This window comes from Arthrobacter sp. SlRoot2-15 (assembly GCF_059739345.1).
In genome coordinates this window covers 2,512,470-2,530,421 of sequence record NZ_AP046058.1, presented here as the reverse complement: position 1 = coordinate 2,530,421, position 17,952 = coordinate 2,512,470, and the positions used below count along the sequence as shown (strand labels likewise).

General features: G+C 69.3%; 16 protein-coding genes. 3 read left to right on the top strand and 13 right to left on the bottom strand.

Going from position 1 to position 17,952, the window contains the following annotated elements; all coding sequences use genetic code 11:
* The first annotated feature begins 135 nt into the window (after positions 1–135).
* Entirely contained in the window at positions 136–1,194 is a 1,059-nt protein-coding gene (gene rarD / locus AC6I9V_RS11635) for an EamA family transporter RarD (protein ID WP_497900309.1), read from the top strand.
* A gap of 30 nt (positions 1,195–1,224) precedes the next feature.
* On the opposite strand, the gene AC6I9V_RS11630 is transcribed toward rarD, so the two are convergent.
* The 3 genes from AC6I9V_RS11630 to AC6I9V_RS11620 form a co-directional block, all read right to left on the bottom strand.
* Positions 1,225–2,097 carry a universal stress protein gene (locus AC6I9V_RS11630; RefSeq protein ID WP_497899552.1) on the bottom strand — a complete coding sequence of 291 codons (873 nt, stop codon included), beginning with the start codon at positions 2,095–2,097 and terminating at the stop codon, positions 1,225–1,227.
* Between the two features lie 213 nt (positions 2,098–2,310).
* Positions 2,311–3,666 (bottom strand): 4-aminobutyrate--2-oxoglutarate transaminase, encoded by a 1,356-nt coding sequence (gene gabT / locus AC6I9V_RS11625; protein ID WP_497899551.1) that lies wholly within the window; start codon positions 3,664–3,666, stop codon positions 2,311–2,313.
* 61 nt (positions 3,667–3,727) lie between these two features.
* Positions 3,728–5,158 (bottom strand): aminobutyraldehyde dehydrogenase, encoded by a 1,431-nt coding sequence (locus tag AC6I9V_RS11620; RefSeq protein WP_349412305.1) that lies wholly within the window; start codon positions 5,156–5,158, stop codon positions 3,728–3,730.
* A 159-nt stretch (positions 5,159–5,317) separates the two neighbouring features.
* On the opposite strand from AC6I9V_RS11620, the gene AC6I9V_RS11615 reads away from it, so the two are divergent.
* On the top strand, positions 5,318–6,760 hold the full coding sequence (locus AC6I9V_RS11615) for a PucR family transcriptional regulator (RefSeq protein ID WP_349412306.1): 1,443 nt from the start codon (positions 5,318–5,320) through the stop codon (positions 6,758–6,760).
* 97 nt (positions 6,761–6,857) lie between these two features.
* Here the strand turns inward: AC6I9V_RS11615 and AC6I9V_RS11610 are convergent, their stop codons facing one another.
* Positions 6,858–7,394, bottom strand: a complete 537-nt coding sequence (locus AC6I9V_RS11610) for a hypothetical protein (RefSeq protein WP_497899550.1) — start codon at positions 7,392–7,394, stop codon at positions 6,858–6,860.
* A 163-nt stretch (positions 7,395–7,557) separates the two neighbouring features.
* Between AC6I9V_RS11610 and AC6I9V_RS11605 the strand changes: the two genes are divergently transcribed.
* Positions 7,558–8,415, top strand: a complete 858-nt coding sequence (locus AC6I9V_RS11605) for a DUF1206 domain-containing protein (protein ID WP_349412308.1) — start codon at positions 7,558–7,560, stop codon at positions 8,413–8,415.
* A 4-nt stretch (positions 8,416–8,419) separates the two neighbouring features.
* On the opposite strand, the gene AC6I9V_RS11600 is transcribed toward AC6I9V_RS11605, so the two are convergent.
* The 9 genes from AC6I9V_RS11600 to AC6I9V_RS11560 form a co-directional block, all read right to left on the bottom strand.
* Positions 8,420–9,409, bottom strand: a complete 990-nt coding sequence (locus AC6I9V_RS11600) for a DNA topoisomerase IB (RefSeq protein ID WP_349412309.1) — start codon at positions 9,407–9,409, stop codon at positions 8,420–8,422.
* A 168-nt stretch (positions 9,410–9,577) separates the two neighbouring features.
* A complete protein-coding gene (locus tag AC6I9V_RS11595) occupies positions 9,578–11,056 on the bottom strand; it encodes an FAD-dependent oxidoreductase (RefSeq protein ID WP_349412310.1) in 1,479 nt (492 codons plus the stop codon).
* Between the two features lie 95 nt (positions 11,057–11,151).
* Positions 11,152–12,438, bottom strand: a complete 1,287-nt coding sequence (gene cobA / locus AC6I9V_RS11590) for a uroporphyrinogen-III C-methyltransferase (protein ID WP_349412311.1) — start codon at positions 12,436–12,438, stop codon at positions 11,152–11,154.
* A gap of 234 nt (positions 12,439–12,672) precedes the next feature.
* Positions 12,673–12,969, bottom strand: a complete 297-nt coding sequence (locus AC6I9V_RS11585; protein ID WP_349412312.1) for a putative quinol monooxygenase — start codon at positions 12,967–12,969, stop codon at positions 12,673–12,675.
* A 42-nt stretch (positions 12,970–13,011) separates the two neighbouring features.
* Complete coding sequence (locus AC6I9V_RS11580) at positions 13,012–13,365, bottom strand: SRPBCC family protein (RefSeq protein ID WP_497899549.1); 354 nt, start codon at positions 13,363–13,365, stop codon at positions 13,012–13,014.
* Between the two features lie 250 nt (positions 13,366–13,615).
* On the bottom strand, positions 13,616–14,554 hold the full coding sequence (locus AC6I9V_RS11575; protein ID WP_349412314.1) for an ABC transporter permease: 939 nt from the start codon (positions 14,552–14,554) through the stop codon (positions 13,616–13,618).
* Positions 14,544–15,269 carry an ABC transporter ATP-binding protein gene (locus AC6I9V_RS11570; RefSeq protein WP_146336777.1) on the bottom strand — a complete coding sequence of 242 codons (726 nt, stop codon included), beginning with the start codon at positions 15,267–15,269 and terminating at the stop codon, positions 14,544–14,546. The genes AC6I9V_RS11575 and AC6I9V_RS11570 overlap by 11 nt, the downstream gene beginning before the upstream one ends.
* Before the next feature lie 44 nt (positions 15,270–15,313).
* Complete coding sequence (locus tag AC6I9V_RS11565; protein ID WP_349412315.1) at positions 15,314–16,480, bottom strand: ABC transporter substrate-binding protein; 1,167 nt, start codon at positions 16,478–16,480, stop codon at positions 15,314–15,316.
* A 221-nt stretch (positions 16,481–16,701) separates the two neighbouring features.
* Positions 16,702–17,868 (bottom strand): RtcB family protein, encoded by a 1,167-nt coding sequence (locus tag AC6I9V_RS11560; RefSeq protein WP_349412316.1) that lies wholly within the window; start codon positions 17,866–17,868, stop codon positions 16,702–16,704.
* Positions 17,869–17,952 lie beyond the last annotated feature (84 nt).

Here is a 17,952-nt window from a genome sequence, read left to right as displayed (position 1 = left end):
GGTATGTTAGAGCGCACAGTCCCCCATTCTAAATGTCCCCGGCGGTTTCATCGCTCCGCGCGTGACCGAAATCGCAGGCTCCGGCTGCGCCCTGCCGTGCCTGCCGGCAGGAATAGGCGCACCGGGGGTGGTGTTATTGATCTTGTGCCTATCTCGGACCGATCCCCTGCCCCCGCCGCCCTGACGTCGCCGGGCGCCGTGGCCCCCGCCGACGTTCCCGCCACGGGAGCCGCCGCCGGAGCCGCCGCCGCGAAGCCGGGCGAGCTTAAGGCCGTGGACAAGGATACGACGGCGGGAATCCTGTTCGGCGTCGGCGCCTACGGGCTCTGGGGGCTGCTGCCGCTGTACTTCTTTGTGCTGCACCCGGCCGGTGCCGTCGAAATCGTGGCCAACCGGGTGGTGTGGTCCTTGTTGTTCTGCACCCTGCTAATCACCGTCACCCGCTCCTGGCGGGTGATCGGCGCCGCGTTCCGGAACCGCACGGTGATCGGCCCGCTCGCACTGGCGGCCGCGCTGATCGCGGTCAACTGGCTGACCTACACCTACGGCGTGACTACCGGCCAGGCCGTCGAAACGTCCCTGGGCTACTTCATCAACCCGCTGGTGTCCGTGCTGCTGGGCGTTTTCGTCCTGAAGGAGAAACTGCGGCCGCTGCAGTGGGCCGCCGTCGGGATCGGCTTCGTTGCCGTGGGCGTACTGACGTACTCCTACGGGAAGCTGCCGTGGATCGCCCTGACCCTGGCCTTCAGCTTCGGCCTCTACGGTTTCGTCAAGAAACGCGTGGGCCCGCGGGCGGACGCGATCACCAGCCTTTCGGTGGAGACCATTGTGCTGTCCCCGCTCGCCGGGGTGACCATGATCGTCCTGGCCACGACCGGGGCCGCGACCCTGACCAGCAACGGCGCCGGGCACTTCTGGCTGCTCGCCGCCTCGGGCGTCATTACTGCGGTTCCGCTGTTGTTCTTCGGCGCCTCCGCGCGCCGGCTGCCCATGACGACAATCGGGCTGCTGCAGTACTTCGCCCCGGTGTTGCAGTTCATCGTGGCCCTGGTGGTGTTCCAGGAGGCCATGACGCCGGAGCGCTGGATCGGCTTCGGCGTCGTCTGGCTGGCCCTGCTGGTGTTGACGGCGGACATGCTGCTCACCACCCGGAAGAACGCCGTGACCCGCCGGCTGGCCCGCGCCGCCGCCTAGCCGGTAACCCGGTAGCGGCGGCGCCGGCCCTCAGTCCTCCGGGCTGCTGTCGATGCGGACGTAGTCGCGCGGCACCACAACCATGGGAACCGGCAGGGCGCGGAGCACCTTGTTGGCCGTGCTCCCGATGAACAGCTTGTTCTTCTCCGCCAGCCGGGACGATCCGACGATCATGATCTCCGCGTCGTCCCATTCGAGGTCGTCGATGGCCTCTTCGATGGTCCGGCCGTGGGCGACCTCCACGCTGACGTGGTGCCCGGCCGGCAGCCGCTCGGCCGCGGCCTTGAGCACGGTGTTGGCATGGACGTGCGCGGCGTTGACGTTTTCGCCGCCGTCGCCCTCGGCATCCAGCTCGACCAGCGAGACCAGGCGAAGCGGCACGCCGCGGCGTTCGGCGGATTCAATCGCGACGTCGATCGCGGCCTCGGCTCCGGTGCGCCGGCCGACGGCAAGCGTCAGCCTGCTGATCGGCTCCGTGCGACGGTAGCCGCGCGGAGCCAGGGCCACCGGCACCGGCGAGGCATGCAGCAGGGCGTTGGCCACGCTGCCGACGCTGTACCGCTTGAACAGGCCGTTGCTCGCGGCGCCCACCACAATCAGGCCGGCGCGGTACTCGAGGGCGGCATCGATCAGGCCCGCGGCGAAGGAGTCCGCCTGGCGTACGTGAAATCTGGCGTCCAGGCCCTCCGGAACCAGGGCGAGACCCTGCCGTTCGGCGGTGAGGACGGCCTGCTCCGCCGCGCTGACCCGGTTCCCTTGCGGGTTCAGCGCGACATACGGGGTGTTCCGGTCCACGACGTGGACCAGGTCCAGGTGGGCGCCCTGTGCCCGGGCCATGGCCGAAGCCAGCGCGACGGCGTCGGCGCCGCGGTCGTTGGATGTGTAGCCAACTACGTATCGCATCTAAGAACCCCTTACGGGTCTGGGGCAGAATCCAGCTTGGCTCCGGGTCTCCGGGCGACGTCGGCCGGTCTGCGTTCCTGCAGTGGTAGGAACGACTCTAGCCCAGCGGCGCCGGGATTAGGGCGGAACTTTGTGGCACTCCGCGGAGACAACAAAGGAGCCGCGGACCCTGCGGTCCGCGGCTCCTTTGTCCGGCCGGCGCCGGGCGCGCTGCTAGGCGTGGGCGCGGACCGCCGCGGCGAGGACGTCGAGGCCGTCCAGCAGCAGTTCGTCGCTGATCACCAGCGGCGGCAGCAGCCGGATGACGTTGCCGTAGGTGCCGCAGGTGAGGATGATGACGCCCTCCTTGAGGCAGGCGGCGGCGACGGCCTTGGTCAGCTCCGGGTTCGGTTCCTTGGAGCCGGCCTCGACCAGTTCGACGGCGAGCATGGCACCGCGGCCTCGGACGTCCCCGATCACGGGGAGCTCGATGGCGAGCTCGCGCAGCTTGCCGAGCGCGATTTCCTCGATGTGGCGGGCACGGGCGTTGAGGTCGTACTGCTCCATCGAGCCGATCGAGGCCAGCGCGGCGGCGCAGGCGACCGGGTTGCCGCCGTAGGTGCCGCCGAGGCCGCCGGGGTGGACGGCGTCGAGCAACTCGGCGCGGCCGGTGATGGCCGAGAGCGGCATGCCGCCGGCGATGCCCTTGGCCATCGTGATGATGTCCGGGACAACACCCTCGTGGTTCACGGCGAACCATTCACCGGTGCGGCAGAAGCCTGACTGGACCTCGTCGGCGATGAAGACGATGCCCTTGTCCTTGGCCCAGGCCGCCAGGGCCGGCAGGAAGCCCTCGGCCGGGACGATAAAGCCGCCCTCGCCCTGGATCGGCTCGATGATGATCGCGGCCACCGACTCGCCGCCGATCTGCTTCTCGATCATGGTGATGGCGCGCTTGGCGGCCTCGGCACCGGTGATCTCCGGGTTTTCCTCGCGGTACGGGTAGCTCATCGGCATCCGGTACACCTCGGGCGCGAACGGGCCGAAGTTGGTTTTGTACGGCATGGCCTTGGCGGTCAGCGCCATGGTCAGGTTGGTGCGGCCGTGGTAGGCGTGGTCGAACGCGACAACGGCGTCCCGGCCGGTGGCGAGGCGGGCCACCTTGACGGCGTTTTCCACGGCCTCGGCGCCGGAGTTGAAGAGCACGGTGCGCTTCTCGTGGTCGCCCGGGGTGAGGCGGTTCAGCTGCTCGGCGACGGCGACATAGCCCTCGTAGGGGGTGACCATAAAGCAGGTGTGGGTGAAGTGCTCCACGGCCTCCTTGACGGCGCCGACGACGGCGGGATCCGAGGCGCCGACGCTCGTCACGGCGATGCCGGAGCCAAGGTCGATGAACGAGTTGCCGTCGACGTCGTGGATGATGCCGCCGTCGGCGTCGGCGACGTAGACCGGGACGCTGGAGGCGACGCCGGACGCGACGACGGCCTTGCGGCGCTCGGTCAGGGCGGCGGACTTGGGGCCCGGGAAGTCGGCCTGGACACGGCGCTTCTGCTCGAGGCGGTAGGTGATGTCGTTTGCTGTGGTGGTCATGGGAGAGCCTTTCTTGCGTGCTGGTTGTGCGCGGAGCCGTGCTTCTGGGTCGTGAAACGACTCAGGCGTCCAGCGCGCTCATGACGTGCTTGATGCGGGTGTAGTCCTCGACGCCGTACATCGAGAGGTCCTTGCCGTAGCCGGACTGCTTGAAGCCGCCGTGGGGCATCTCGGCGGTGAGCAGGATATGGGTGTTGATCCAGACGGCGCCGAAATCCAGGTCGCGGCTGACCCGCATGGCGGTGCCGTGGTCCGTCGTCCAGACGCTGGAAGCGAGGGCGTAGTCGACGTCGTTGGCCAGCTCGATCGCCTCGGCTTCGGTGCTGAACTTCTGCACGGTGATGACCGGGCCGAACGTTTCCTTCTGCACGATGTCGTCCGTCTGCTTGGCGCCGGTGACAATGGTGGGCTCGAAGAAGAAGCCCTTCTCCCCCGCGCGGTGGCCGCCGGTCTCGATCCTGCAGTTCGCCGGCAGGTGCTCCACGACGGAGGTGACCGCGTTGAAGTGGTTGACGTTGTTCAGCGGGCCGAAGTAGTTGTCCTCGTCGTTCTGCGAGCCGGTGTGCAGGGTCTTGGTGTGCTCCACCATGGCGGCCACGACGTCGTCGTGCACGGAGTCCTGGACCAGGACCCGGGTGATGGCGGTGCAGTCCTGGCCGGCGTTGAAGAAGGCGAACTCGGCGATGGCGGCGGCGCTCTTTTTGATGTCAGCGTCCTTGAACACGATCGCGGGGGCCTTGCCGCCGAGTTCCAGGTGGGCGCGCTTGAGGCCCTTGGCGGCTCCGGAGGCGACGGCGATGCCGGCCCGCACGGACCCGGTGATCGAGACCAGGCCCGGGATCTTGTGCTCGACCATCAGGGAACCGGTCTCGCCGGTGCCGAGGACGACGTTGAGCACGCCGGCCGGGAGGATCTCGCCGGCGAGGCGGGCCAGGACCAGGGTGGATTCGGGCGTGGTGTCGGAGGGCTTGAGCACCACGGTGTTGCCGGCGGCGAGCGCGGGGCCGATCTTCCAGATCGCCATCAGGAACGGGTAGTTCCACGGGGCGACCTGCGCGACGACGCCGATCGGTTCGCGCCGCACGTAGGAGGTGTGGCCCTCGAGGTATTCGCCTGCGGACTTGCCTTCCAGGAGGCGGGCGGCTCCGGCGAAGAAGCGCAGCTGGTCCGCGCCGGCGGCTACTTCCTCCGCGGCGATCAGGGACCGGACCTGGCCGGTGTTGCGGTGCTGGGCTTCGACGAGTTCGTCGCTGTTGGCCTCCACGGCGTCGGCGAGCTTGAGCAGCATCAGCTGGCGCTGGCCGGGGGTGACGTGCTTCCAGCTGGCGAAGGCGTCCTTCGCGGCGGCCATGGCGGCGTCGACGTCGGCCTGCACCGAGACCGGCGACTTGGCCACCACCTCGCCGTTGGTGGGGTTGACGATGTCCAGCAGGGCGGTCCCGGCGGGGGTGACGAACTCGCCGTTGATGAAGTTCTGCAAGGTTTGAACCACGGTGTACAACCTCTTTCGTGCTGGCCTGGCGAAGGCAGGGGGAAGGGATCTGCGACTGCTCCGAGCCTATGCGAGGCGCGCAAGCCGTGGAATAGGCAGCTGCACACCGAAGTCGCAGTGATTTAGTGCGCTTGACCAGCGCCCGGCTATCCTGATTCCATGGCAATTTCGCTCGCGGCCCTGGTGGGGGTGCCGTCCCTCAAGCTGACCAAGGCAGGTCTCGCGGAGACCACCTGGCACCAGGACATCCACTGGGTCGCGGTGACCGAGCAGGAGGACCCGCAGCGCTTCCTCAACGGCGGGGAGCTGGTTCTCACCACCGGGATGCGGCTGCGGAGCGCGCCCGAGCAGCGCCGCTTTGTGCGCCAGGTCCAGCGCGCCGGCGCGGTCGGCATCGGCTTCGGGATCGGCCTCACCCACGAGGCGGTGCCCCCGGCCCTGGTCGCGGAGGCCAACCGCTGGGGCCTGCCGGTGGTCGAAGTGCCCTACGAAACGCCCTTCATCGCGATCGGCAAGCTCGTCGCCGACGCCCAGTCCGCGGACCACTACGCCAAGCTGGAGCGCCTGATCGCCGGGCACCAGGTCCTGGCCCGCGCCCTGCTGACCGGCGGCGGGCTGGCCGAACTGCTCAAGCACCTGGGCTCCATGCTGCGCACCGACATTGTCCTGACGCAGTTCACCGCCCAGCTCTACAACAGCGCAGCCGGCGGCCCCTCCCCCACCGCGGACGGCTGGGCCTCCTACCCGATCCCGACCGGCCGCCGGGACGCCTGCACGCTGTGGGTGCGGCACCCGTTCGAGGACTCGGGGATCATCGGCTACGCGCAGAACCTGATCAGCGTGGAACTGAACAACATGGTCAAGCAGCGCCAGGCGCAGCGGGCCCTGGCCGGGCAGGTGCTCGAGGACGTTATCCACGGGACGCTGGAGCCCACCGAGGCCACCCGGCGTCTGGCCGGCATCGGCGTCAACAGCACCCGCAAGAACGTGGTGCTGCTGGCCGAATCGGCCGCCCACGCCAAGCAGCTGGGGAGCTCCTCGCTGCCGCAGCCCCTCGCTGCGGCGGTGACCGCCGTCGTCGGCAAGGACCTGGTGGTGCTGGTGCACGACGACGGCAGCGGCGCCAGCGCGCTGGCGCGGAGCCTCATCGACCACCTCGCCGAGGCGGGTATTCATGCCACGATCGGCATTGGCGGCGCCTACACCAAACCGAACGGGCTGCGCTGGAGCTACTTCGAGGCCCGCGACGCGGCCAGCCACGGACTGCCCGTCAACGAACCGGAGCGGCTGAGCCTGACCTCGCTGCTGCTGGCCAGCGAGGACGTTCCGCTGGCGGACATGGCCAACGAGTCGCTGAACCCGCTCCGGACGTTCGACGCCGCCCACGGCGCCGAACTGATGACCACGCTGGAGAGCTACCTGTCCAACAACGGTTCGGTGGCCGCCGTCGCCGAAGAGCTGACGCTGCACCGGAACACGGTCCGCTACCGGCTGGCCCAGATCACCGAGCTGACCGGCTACGACCCGGCCCAGACCGCGGACCGGGTGCAGCTGTGGCTGGCGCTGGCCGTCCAACGGCTCAGCGCCCGCCACCCCCGCTGACGCGCCTTCCGCGCCTGCAGACACAGGAAACGCGGGGTCACCTACGGCCCATCCGGAGCTCCGGCATGGGCGCGAAGTGACCCCGCGTTGCGTTGTCCTAGCGGGCGAGGCCCTTGAAGACGTTCTTGGGCCGCTGCATCTCACCCTGCTTGGCACCGAGGACAATCACCCAGCCGGCGAAGACCGGGATGGCCCACTGCAGGACCTTCAACTGCCGCTGGGCGGACCGGAGCTCCTCCGAGGCCCCGGGCTTGGGCTCCGTGGCGCCCTTGCCGCCTTCGGCCGCGAGCTTGTCCACCTTCGCGCCCTGCAGGCCGGCGTACAGCGTCACGGCGGCACCGGCCAGGGTGACGACGGACTTGTAGACGCTCAGCCGCGTCACGCCGTCCTGCTTGGCCATCCGGCCCTTGTTCTCCCACATGATGGCCAGGCCGGAGAGGAAGTGCGCGCCGAAAGCCGCGGTCTGGTATGGGGCCCACTTCTTCCAGCCGAGGCTGGAGAGCCGGGTGCGCTCGGTGGGGTCCTTGGCCTCCGCCGTCGCGCCGTTCAGCCCGATGGCTCCCATCAGTGAACCGCCGAACCACGCGCCGGCGGTCAGGTCGTGGATGGATCGGGCAACAAGATTACCTGCCATGATGAGCGTCCTATCGTGTGTTTGCGAATCCGGATTGGTGCGGCCAGCTGCGTGGTCGCACCGCGCATATGGTAAGCACACTTACCAAAAAGTTGGTAGCCCGGGCTTTCCGGCGGGGTTCCGGCGGCGCGGCACGTAAGCTCGTAGCCATGGAAGAAGACGGTTGACCGGAAAACTGCCGGGCTGGCCAGCGAAGCCGGACCGGGACGCCGTCCTGGGCGATGCCGCCGATGCCGCGGAGGCCGCCTCCAACAGCAGGGTGCTGGACGTCGTCGCGCGCTGGGGATTCGCCGTGATGGCACTGCTCCACGTCGTCATCGGGGCGATCGCCGTCGCGCTGGTGCTGGGCGCGCCGGGCCAGGCCGAGCCCACCGGCGCCATTGAACAGCTCGCCGCCAACCCCTGGGGCCCCGCGGTGACGTGGTCCGGCTGCATCGGCTGCGCCGGGCTCGCCCTGTGGCAGCTGAGCGAGGCAACCCTGCGGGCCCGGCACCTGCCGCGCGGCCAACGGCTGGGCAAACTGGTTTCCTCTGGTTTCCTGGCCATTGCCTACGGCAGCGTCGGTTTCACCTTCGCCAGTTTCGCCGTCGGGGTCCGCAGCGACTCAGGGGATTCCACCGCCGCCTTCAGCCAGGCCCTGATGAACCGGCCACTGGGTGCGCCGCTGCTGATCGGCCTGGGCCTGACGGTGAGCGGGATCGGCGTCTTTTTTGTGGTGAAGGGCCTGGGCAAGAAGTTCAAGGAGGAACTGCGGCACTTCGAGGGAACCCACCGCGGCCACCTCGTCAGTGCCCTGGGGGTTGCCGGCCACGTCGCCAAGGGGCTGGCGCTGGTCCTCACCGGGCTGCTGTTCGTGATCGCCGCGGCCACCAACGACCCGGGCTCGTCCACCGGGCTGGACGGCAGCCTCAAGGCGCTGCAGCACCACCCGTTCGGGCCCTTCCTGCTCCTGGCGATCGGCGCCGGGTTCATCGCCTACGGCGTGTTCGCCCTGATCCGTGCGAGGTTCGGGCGGATGTAGCCGCTCAGCCCAGCGGGACGACCGAGCCTTCCTGGTACAGCAGTGCCCGGATCTCCGACTCGGCTGAGTCCGGCCGCTGCGGGTCGATGGTCTCCCCCGCTGCGAAGTGGTCCAGCAGCCGGGGATCCACGTAGCTCTTCCGGGCGATCGACGGCGTGTTCCCCAGCACCGCTGCCGCATCCACCATGGCACGGCTCACGGCGCGTTTCCGGGCCGAGACCTTAGCTTGCGGTCCGCTCCGGGCCAGGCTCACGGCCGCGGCGACCGTCCCGCGCAGGGTGCGGAAGTCCTTGGCGGTGAAGTCCCCGCCGGTGCGCTCCTTGACGTAGTCGTTGATCTCCGCGCTGGTGACCGGATGCCAGCTGCGTCCGTTTTTGTAGGCGAGCAGGCGCGCGTTGCCGCCGCGGCGCTTGAGCGAGCGGACGACGTCGGCCAGGTCGGCGTCGTCGATCCGGGACTCCCAGGTCTTGCCGCTTTTAGCCGGGAAGCTGAGCCGGAGCTCGTCCTTGCGCACCTTCACATGCGCGCAGAGCAGGGTGGCCAGGCCGTGGCTGCCGTTCTCGTTGGTGTACCGCTCGGAGCCCACGCGCAGCGATCCGCTGTCCAGCATCCGGAACCCGGCCGCGAGCACACGCTCCCGCGTGAGCCCTTCGGAGCGCAGGTCCAAGGTCACGAGCCGCCGCGCGGACGGCAGGGTCTCGGCGAGCTGCAGCGAACGGTCGAACTTCAGCCGGTCCTTCCGCTCCCGCCAGCTGGGGTGGTAGATGTACTGGCGCCGGCCGACCGCGTCGACCCCGGTGGCCTGGATGTGGCCGTTCTCGTAGGGCGCGATCCAGACATCGGTCCAGGCCGGCGGGATCCCGATGCTTTCCAGCCGGTCCCGCACCGGGCCGGGTGGGAGGGTGGAGCCGTCCAGGTCCTTGTAGCTGAAGCCGGCGCCAGCCGCGACCCGGCGGTACCCGCGGCCGGACGCGTTGCTGTGACGGAGCCTCATCGGCGGACACCCTGACCGGCGGTTTGCGTGCGCTGCTCATCCATGACGGTAAGCCTACTGATTACCGGCAGGATTTCGCGTCTTTACGAACAACGCGGGGTCACTTACGGCCCATAATTCCCGGCGGAATGGGCGCGAAGTGACCCCGCGTTGCTTTTTGTTCGGGGATCAGACCTCTGCGGCCACCCCGCCGCGGGAGATTTCCACCATGTCCTCGCGCGGGACCACCTTGATGCGCTCGCGCTGGACGGCGACGCCGTGCGACTCGCCGGCCGCACTGGCCTGCTCGCCGAGGGAGCGTTCATGCGCGTCCAGGGCCAGCCAGCCTTCCCAGCTGGTGTACTCGACGCCGCGGCCCGCCAGAAGCTCCGCGATCGCCTCCGGCTCGGGTGCCGCGGCCAGCGGCAGGTCCCCGCGGTCCTCGAGCAGGTGCGTCACGGTCTCCAGGGCGTCGCCCTTGGTGTGGCCGATCAACCCGACGGGGCCGCGCTTGATCCAGCCGGTCGCGTAGATGCCCGGCACGTGAGTCCCGGCGGCGTCCAGGACGCGGCCGCCGTCGTTGGGGACGACGCCCTTGCTGTGGTCGAATTCGACCTCGGGCAGGGCGGAGCCGAAGTAGCCGACCGCGCGGTAGACGGCCTGGACCGGGTAGTCGACGAACTCGCCGGTGCCGCGGGCGTTGCCGGTGCCGTCGAGCTCGGTGCGTTCGAACTTGATGCCGGCGACGCGGCCGGGGGTGCCGGCGTCGCCGGTATTGTCCCCGTAGACCTCCACCGGGTTGTGCAGGAAGTGCAGGTGCAGGCGGCGGGAGGCCGTGAGCTCGGAGAGGTCCTCGGGCTGCTCGGCGATCCAGTTGGTCAGCGTGCCCACCATGGTCTTGGTCTGGTTGTTGCTCTGGATCTGGCGGTCCGATTCGGCGTCGAACTCGAAGTCCTCGGCGTAGAGGATGATGTCGACGTCCTTGGAGTGGGAGAGTTCGCGCAGTTCCAGCGGGGTGAACTTCACCTGGGCCGGGCCGCGGCGGCCGAAGACGTGCACGTCGGTGACCGGGGAGGCCTTCAGGCCGGCGTAGACGTTGTCCGGGATTTCGGAGACGAGGAGATCATCCGCGTGCTTGGAGAGCATCCGGGCGACGTCGAGGGCGACGTTGCCGTTGCCGATCACGGCGATTTCCTTCGCGTCCAGCGGCCAGTCCCGGGGCACGTCGGGGTGGCCGTCGTACCACGAGACGAAGTCGGCGCCGCCGAAGGAACCCTCGAGTTCGATGCCGGGGATGTTCAGGTCCGCGTCCTTGATGGCCCCGGTGGCGAAAATGACGGCGTCGTAGTGGGTGCGGAGGTCCTCCAGGGTGAGGTCCGTGCCGTAGTCCACGTTGCCGAAGAAGCGGATGTCGCCGCGGTCCAGGACCTTATGCAGGGCATTGACTATCCCCTTGATGCGCGGGTGGTCGGGGGCCACCCCGTAGCGGATCAGGCCGTAGGGCGCCGGGTAGCGGTCGAAGAGGTCGATGCTGACCGTCAGTTCGCCGCTCTTGACGGCCTCGCTCTTGGTCAAGATGTCCGCGGCGTAGACGCCGGCAGGGCCGGAGCCGACGACGGCGACGCGCAACGGGCGGACGGCGGTTCCTACGGGGGTGTTCGTTGACACGGCGATGTTCCTTTTTCTGTCACTGACCCAACTGACTGGCACTTGGGGCCGTTTTGAGGGCTCAAAACGGCCTGATCTGCGAGTTAGTTGGGAGGCTACGGGGTCGGTACTCGGTTCTGGGCGGCGACGCGCGGGGCGTTCGGGGTTGTGGTGCCGTAGTCCGCCGTCTTGAAGTGCGACGGCGCAAACGGGCTGACGCGGACCACGTCGCCGATCACGATCACGGCGGGATTCGCGACGGACGCGGCTTCCGCCTGGTCCGCGATGGTCCCGAGCGTTCCGATGGTCACCCGCTGGTTCGGCAAATAACCATTCTCTACGATGCCAACCGGCGTCTCCGCTGGCAAACCGGCCCGGGCCAGGGAGGCCGCGGAGGCGCGCAGCTGGCCCACCCCCATGAGCAGGATCACGGTGTGGTCGGCGCGGGCCGGGACTTCGGCGAGTTCCTCGTGGCCGGTGACCACGCTGAAGCCCTTGGCGAGCCCGCGGTGTGTGACCGGGATGCCGGCGGCGGCCGGTACCGAGACCGCCGAGGTCACGCCGGGCACCACTTCGACCTCGACGCCGTGCTGCCGGCAGAACTCGGCCTCCTCGCCGCCGCGGCCCAGGACGTACGGGTCGCCGCCCTTGAGCCGGACCACCCGGTGGCCGGCGAGGGCCTCGTCCACGAGGATCCGGCTGATGTCGGCCTGCGGGACGGGGTGGTGGCCGGGGGTCTTGCCGACCTCGATCACGCGGACGTCGGGCGCCAGCTCTGCCAACAGGTCCCGAGGACCAAGCCGGTCCGCGACGACGACGTCGGCCTGGCCCAGGAGCCGCCGGCCGCGGACGGTGATCAGCCCGGAGCCGCCGGGCCCGCCGCCCACGAGGGCAACGGTGCCGGCAGATGCGTCCGCCCGGGCGCGGTGCCGGCGCAGCGGCAGGTCCCCGGTTTCCAGGGCCGTGGCGACGGCGTCGCGCAGGGCCATGGCGCGGCGCGGGTCTCCCCCGGCGTTGACGGCGATCTTGACGTCGTCCACGACCGCGACGGCGGGGGTCCAGGCTGCGGAGGCTTCGTGGTCGGAGGCGTTGACGCACCAGATCCGCTGCTCCTCGGCGTCGGCGGCGACCTGCGCATCCACGGCGGCGTCGCCGGTGGCCGTCTGGACGAACCAGGCGCCGTCGACGTCGGAGGACCGGTAGGGGCGCGGCTGCCAGTCCAGCAGACCGGCGGCGGCGAGGTCGTCCAGGGCGGGGCAGGCCGCGGGTGCGACGACCGTGACCCGGGCGCCGGCGTCGAGCAGTCCCTTGGCGCGGCGCGCGGCGACGGGGCCGCCGCCGACCACCAGCACCCGGCGGCCGAGCAGGCGCAGGGCCGTGGGGTAAATGTCCTGAATTGCCATGCATCGACGATAGGGCGGCGTCATCCGGCGGAACAACGGTGCGGAAACACCCGTTCACGCGGGGTAACGCTGGGTCACAAAGCCGGGGTTTCGGGGTTTCGTGGGCACACCGGCCCACCTGTCAGCGGTCCGGGGGCACTTTGCCGGCCGGAGCAGCCGATTCGCGCACACAGGACGGCGTGTCCGTGCCAATGTGCCCCCGTTCGGCAGGCGAGTTGCCTGGCGCCGCGGGCACTACTTCACGGCAATGAGCTCGATCAGTTTGATGTCCGGGTCCTTGGACAGCAGCGCGGGCCCGTGTTCGCCGAGCGCCGCGGGGATGGCCCCGTTGAGGTGGGCCTGCCGGTCTTCCTCGCTGTCAAAGGTGTCGAAGATGCCGAACGTGTAATCGTTGATTCGGAAGGCGTACCAGGTCCGTGTCCCGGGTTCTTTAAGCACGATCTCCCGGCCGCCGTTGAGGAAGTTCCAGACCTCCTGTTCCTTCCCCAGTTTGGCTTCGACCAGTGCCAGCACTCCGTATTTTGGCGCCACGGCTGTCTCCTCAGATTTGGACTGGATCGGCCGGAAACCGGCCTATAGCCGCGAGTGTAGGCCCGTCCCGGGGTCCGGACAAGGCGTCGCGAGGAGGGCCCCGCGCCGGGCAATAAGACGTTCCAGATAGCGGTGCAGGATGACTCGCTCGACCAACCAGCCCACGGGCCCAAAGGGTGCTGTGAACTCAATCCGGTCCGTCATCACGGAGCCAGCGTCGGTTGCCGCGAACTCGTGGACATGGCGGAACGCTTTGAAGGGGCCCTGCGCTTGTTCGTCCACGAAAGAGGCCGGATAGTCGAAGCGGGTCACGCGGCTGGTCATGGTCAGGGGGACACCGAAGTGCCGTCCCCGCCAGGTCACTTCCTCACCGGCACCGATGAGTCCTGCGGTCACCCCGGCAACGGCACGCTCTCCCGAGGCCGCCATCGTCTCAACATGGGCGTCGATGCTGCGCGCCCGGTCGAACAACTGTTCCGGGCAGGACGGATTCGGTGCGGCAGACGAAGCTCACGGTCATGCCGTCAGTCTGCCAGACACTGCGGGACCCGCCGGCTGCCTCCCCGGAATTGCGCAGTCCTTTGGGCTGGCCCCGACGGCGGTAGTCACCTTCAGGGGCGCGTGCCGGGGTGGTTAGCCGTCGCCCCTAGCGGGTGCTGCCGGTAAGGAGGCCGCGGCGGCGCAGCAGGCGCTTTTCGATCGGGGCGAAGACCAGGAGCTCAATCAGGATGCCGACGGCGAGGATCAGCAGGATTGCTGCCAGCACAATGGTCATGTCGGCCAGGTCGCGGCCCTGGTTCAGCATGGAGCCGAGGCCGAAGCCCATGCTGCCGCCCACGGTGATGATTTCCGCGGCCATGAGCGAGCGCCAGGAGAAGGCCCAGCCCTGTTTGAGGCCGCTCAGGTATCCGGGCAGCGCGGCCGGGAGGACGATCTGCAGTGCGAGCTGGAGCCGGGACGCGCCCAGCACCGTCGCCACCCGGCGGTACTGCGGCGGGATCTGGTCGACGCCGGAGATCAGGCCGTTGATGATCGAGGGGATCGCGCCCATCAGCACCACAAAGTACACGGTGGCGTCGCTCAGGCCGAACCAGATGATGGCGGCAGGCACCCACGCCACGGAGGGCAGCACCTGGAGGCCGGAAATCAGCGGGCCGAAGGCGCGGCGGAGCGGGGCGACCTGGGCCAGCAGCAGGCCCACCGGCGTCGCAATGGCAACGCTGACCAGGAAGCCGGCGATGCCGCGCTGCAGCGAGGTCCAAACGGCCTCCTGCAGCTTGGCCTCGCCCCAGAGGGTGCCGAGCTGGCCGACGACGTCCAGCGGACCGGGCACCAGGTCGCGGCGTTTGATGCCGAGCCAGACGTACACCTGCCATGCCACCAGGAGCACGGCGAGCGCGGCGACCGGCAGCAGGATCCGGCTCCAGTCGATCCGGGCCTTGCGGACGGCGTCGGACTGCAGTGAATCCAGCCCGGCCTCAAGCTCGCGGAGGTCGGCCGAGCCGGTGGAAGTCCGGGTCAGGGCAGCGTGCACCTTGTGGGTCTCGGTGTGGGCTTCGGCCACGGGAAGGGGGCTATTGGGCATGGCGGCGGATCTCCTCGCGTAGCCGGGCGGTGATGGTGCCGGTCAGCTGGCCGGCCAGGCCGGCGTCGGTGCGGTGTTCCTCGGAGACGTGCCATTCCTGGACCACGCGGCCGGGCCGCGAGGAGAGCAGCAGCACACGCTGGCCCAGCCGGACGGCTTCCCGGACGTTGTGCGTGACAAAGACGATGGTGCGGCCGGTCTCCTTCCAGATCCGCTCCAGCTCGTCGTGCAGCAGGTCGCGGGTGATGGCGTCGAGCGCGGCGAACGGCTCGTCCATCAGGAGCAGCTGCCGGTCCTGGGCCAGGGACCTGGCCAGTGCCACGCGCTGGCGCATGCCGCCGGAGAGCTCGTGCGGGCGCTTGTCCCCGGCGCCGCCCAGGTGCACCAGGTCCAGGAGCTCCCCGGCCTGCACCCGGCGCTCGGCCTTGGCCACGCCGCGCAGCTTGAGGGCAAGCTCAACGTTTTCCCGGGCGGTGAGCCACGGGAACAGTGCCGCGTCCTGGAACATAAACGCGGCGCCGTCGCTCGGCACCTCGAGGGCGCCCGACGTCGGGGCCTCCAGCCCGGCCATGATGTTCAGCAACGTGGATTTGCCGCAGCCGGAGGCTCCGAGCAGGGCGACGAATTCGCCCTGCCCGATGCTGGCGTTGACGCCGTCCAGCACCGGGGCGCCGTCGCCGAAGCGCTTCCCCAGGTTTTCCAGTACGACTGGCATGGTCACGTCCTTGGTTGTGGTGACGGGAGGGGCGGGGAAAGGAGCTAGTCCTTGCCCAGCCCGTGAGCCGAGGTCTTCGTTGCCGCCACCGAGTTCAGGGCGGTCAGGTCAAACAGGCCGTTGATGTCCGCCTGTTTGGTGGTGCCGGCGTCCACCCCGTCCTGCTGCAGTTTTTGGTACGTCCCGGCGAGCGGGTCCACCGTGAAGAGGATGTTTTTCAGCGACCGGTCGACGACGTCGGCGGGCAGCGCGGCGCCGCCGGACTCCTTCAGCGCGGCGTTGAGGACTGCGGCCTTCTCGGCCGCCGGTGCCTTGGTGAGCCAATTCACGGACTCGACATGGCCCTTCAGCAGGGCCTTGACGGTGTCCGGATGCTCTGCGGCGAATTTCTTGTTGACGATCAGCACGGTGGTGGGGAACTCGCCCGGTTTGCCGGAGAGCGCACCATCCCAGAGGTCCTTTTCATCGACGAGGACCTTCGCGCTGGCCTGCAGCACCAGCCGGGATGCCCACGGCTCCGGCAGCCAGGCGCCGTCGAGCTTGCCGTCCTGGAACAGCTTCAGGGTCTGGGCGTTCTCGGTGGGGTTGATGGTGACGTCGCCGCCGCCGTCCGGGGAGGTCCGGTAGCCGTGCTTGCCGAGCCAGGCGCGCAGGGCCACGTCCTGGGTGCCGCCGAGCTGGGGTGTTGCGAGCTTCTTGCCCCTGAGGTCGGCCGGCGAGGTGATGTCCGGCCGGACCACAAGCTGCGCCCCGCCGGAGGCTGCACCGGCGATGATGCTGACGGAGTCACCCTTGCTCTTGACGAAGGAGTTGATCGCCGGGTTGGGGCCGATGTAGGTGGCATCAATAGCGCCGGCGTTGAGGGCCTCGATGGCTGCGGGTCCGGCGTTGAAGACCTGGGTGCTGAGCTTGGTCTGGCCCAGTTCCTGGGCGATGAACCCCTTGCTCACGCCCACCAGGGCGGCTCCGTGGGTGATGTTGCCGAAGTAGCCGAGCCGGAGTTCCGCGGCCGGGGCAGTGCCGACGGCCGGGGCAGCGGCGGCGTCGTTGTTGCGGGACACCGTGGAGGCGACGGCAGCGCCGGCGCCGATCAGCAGGGCCAGTCCGGCGGCGACGGCGATTTCAACGGTGCGCTTGCGCTTCGGCTTTGCCGTTTCGCCGGCGACGATCCGGGTGGTGCCGGGGGCGGGGTTTTCGGGGGTGGATGACATGGCGGAATCCTGGTTCGTGGAGAGTGGGCGGTGGGCCGGGCGGATGGTCAGCGCCGGCGACATCGCCCCCGGGGTGCCCCGAGGGAGGGGCCGTCGAACCAATCGGGTGGAGTCATGGCTTCACCCTAGGGAGGGTCACGAACCGGGTTCAATGGTGCGGAAACCGGGGGTCACGCTAGTTCATGCGGCGTCACATGCGGAGCCCGTGCCCGGGCCAGCGGTTAGTCGCCCTTGACGTTGACGAGCTGGCGGAGCGTGTGCCGGACCCGGACGAGGTCCGCCGAGTCGCGCATCACGATGTCTATGGGCTTGTAGGCTGCGGGGATTTCGTCGATGAAGGCTTCGCGGGGCCGGAATTCGATGCCCTGCATGGCAGTTTTCAGCTGGGCCAGCGTGAACGCCTTGCGCGCGGCGGTGCGGGAGTACTCCCTGCCGGCGCCGTGCGGCGAGGAGTCCAGGGCCAGGGCGTTCCCCAGGCCGACGACGACGTAGGACGCGGTGCCCATGGACCCGGGAATCAGGCCCGGGTCTCCGGCCCGGGCCCTGATGGCGCCTTTGCGCGAAACCCAGACGGACTTGCCGTAGTGCGCTTCCTGCGCGGTGAAGTTGTGGTGGCAGTTGATCCGTTCGAGTTCCCGGACCGGGCCGCCGATCCAGGCTTCGAACTGCTGGACGACCCGGTCCATCATTTCCTCCCGGTTGAGCAGGGCGAAGTGCTGCGCCCACCGCAGTTCCTGGATGTAGCGCTCGAATTCGGGGGTGCCTTCCAGCAGGTAGGCGAGGTCCCGGTCCGGCAGGGGGATGTTCCGGCGCAGGGCCACGCTCCGGGCCTCGGCGATGTGGCGCTGCGCGATTTTGTTGCCGACACCGCGGGAGCCGGAATGCAGGAACAGCCACACCGCGCCGTCCTCGTCGACGCAGACCTCGATGAAGTGGTTGCCCGAGCCCAGCGACCCGAGTTGCAGCTCCCAGTTCGCCGCGTACCGGCTCGGGTCGAAGCCGGCCCTGGCCGCCATCCTCCGCAGTTCGGCCAGCCGGGGTCCCGCGGTGGCGGAGATCCGGCGGTTGAAGTGCCCGGCCGACAAGGGAATGGCACGTTCGATCCCCTCGCGCAGCCGGGGCAGGTCCCTGGGCAGGTCAGCCCGCACGTACTGGGTGCGTACGGCGATCATCCCGCAGCCGATGTCCACGCCCACGGCCGCCGGGATAATGGCGCCCACGGTGGGGATGACGGATCCCACGGTCGCGCCCTTGCCGAGGTGCGCGTCCGGCATCAGCGCCAGGTGCGGGTAGATGATCGGCAGCGTCGCGGTAGCCAACGCCTGCCGGCGGGTCCCGTCATCGAGGATGGAGGCCCAGCTGATCAGCCTGCTGCTGAGTCTCTCCAACGATCTGCCCTCCCACGACGATGATCGTGTCCCGGGAGACGGGTGGCAAGAGCCGGCCGGCGGCGACCCGGAGTCGGCAGGGCT

Coding starts and splice junctions, on each gene's coding strand:
- AC6I9V_RS11630 (WP_497899552.1), bottom strand. CDS start 2,097: ATGCGATACGTAGTTGGCTACACATCCAACGACCGCGGCGCCGACGCC.
- gabT (WP_497899551.1), bottom strand. CDS start 3,666: ATGACCACCACAGCAAACGACATCACCTACCGCCTCGAGCAGAAGCGC.
- AC6I9V_RS11615 (WP_349412306.1), top strand. CDS start 5,318: ATGGCAATTTCGCTCGCGGCCCTGGTGGGGGTGCCGTCCCTCAAGCTG.
- AC6I9V_RS11610 (WP_497899550.1), bottom strand. CDS start 7,394: ATGGCAGGTAATCTTGTTGCCCGATCCATCCACGACCTGACCGCCGGC.
- AC6I9V_RS11600 (WP_349412309.1), bottom strand. CDS start 9,409: ATGAGGCTCCGTCACAGCAACGCGTCCGGCCGCGGGTACCGCCGGGTC.
- cobA (WP_349412311.1), bottom strand. CDS start 12,438: ATGGCAATTCAGGACATTTACCCCACGGCCCTGCGCCTGCTCGGCCGC.
- AC6I9V_RS11575 (WP_349412314.1), bottom strand. CDS start 14,554: ATGCCCAATAGCCCCCTTCCCGTGGCCGAAGCCCACACCGAGACCCAC.
- AC6I9V_RS11570 (WP_146336777.1), bottom strand. CDS start 15,269: ATGCCAGTCGTACTGGAAAACCTGGGGAAGCGCTTCGGCGACGGCGCC.
- AC6I9V_RS11565 (WP_349412315.1), bottom strand. CDS start 16,480: ATGTCATCCACCCCCGAAAACCCCGCCCCCGGCACCACCCGGATCGTC.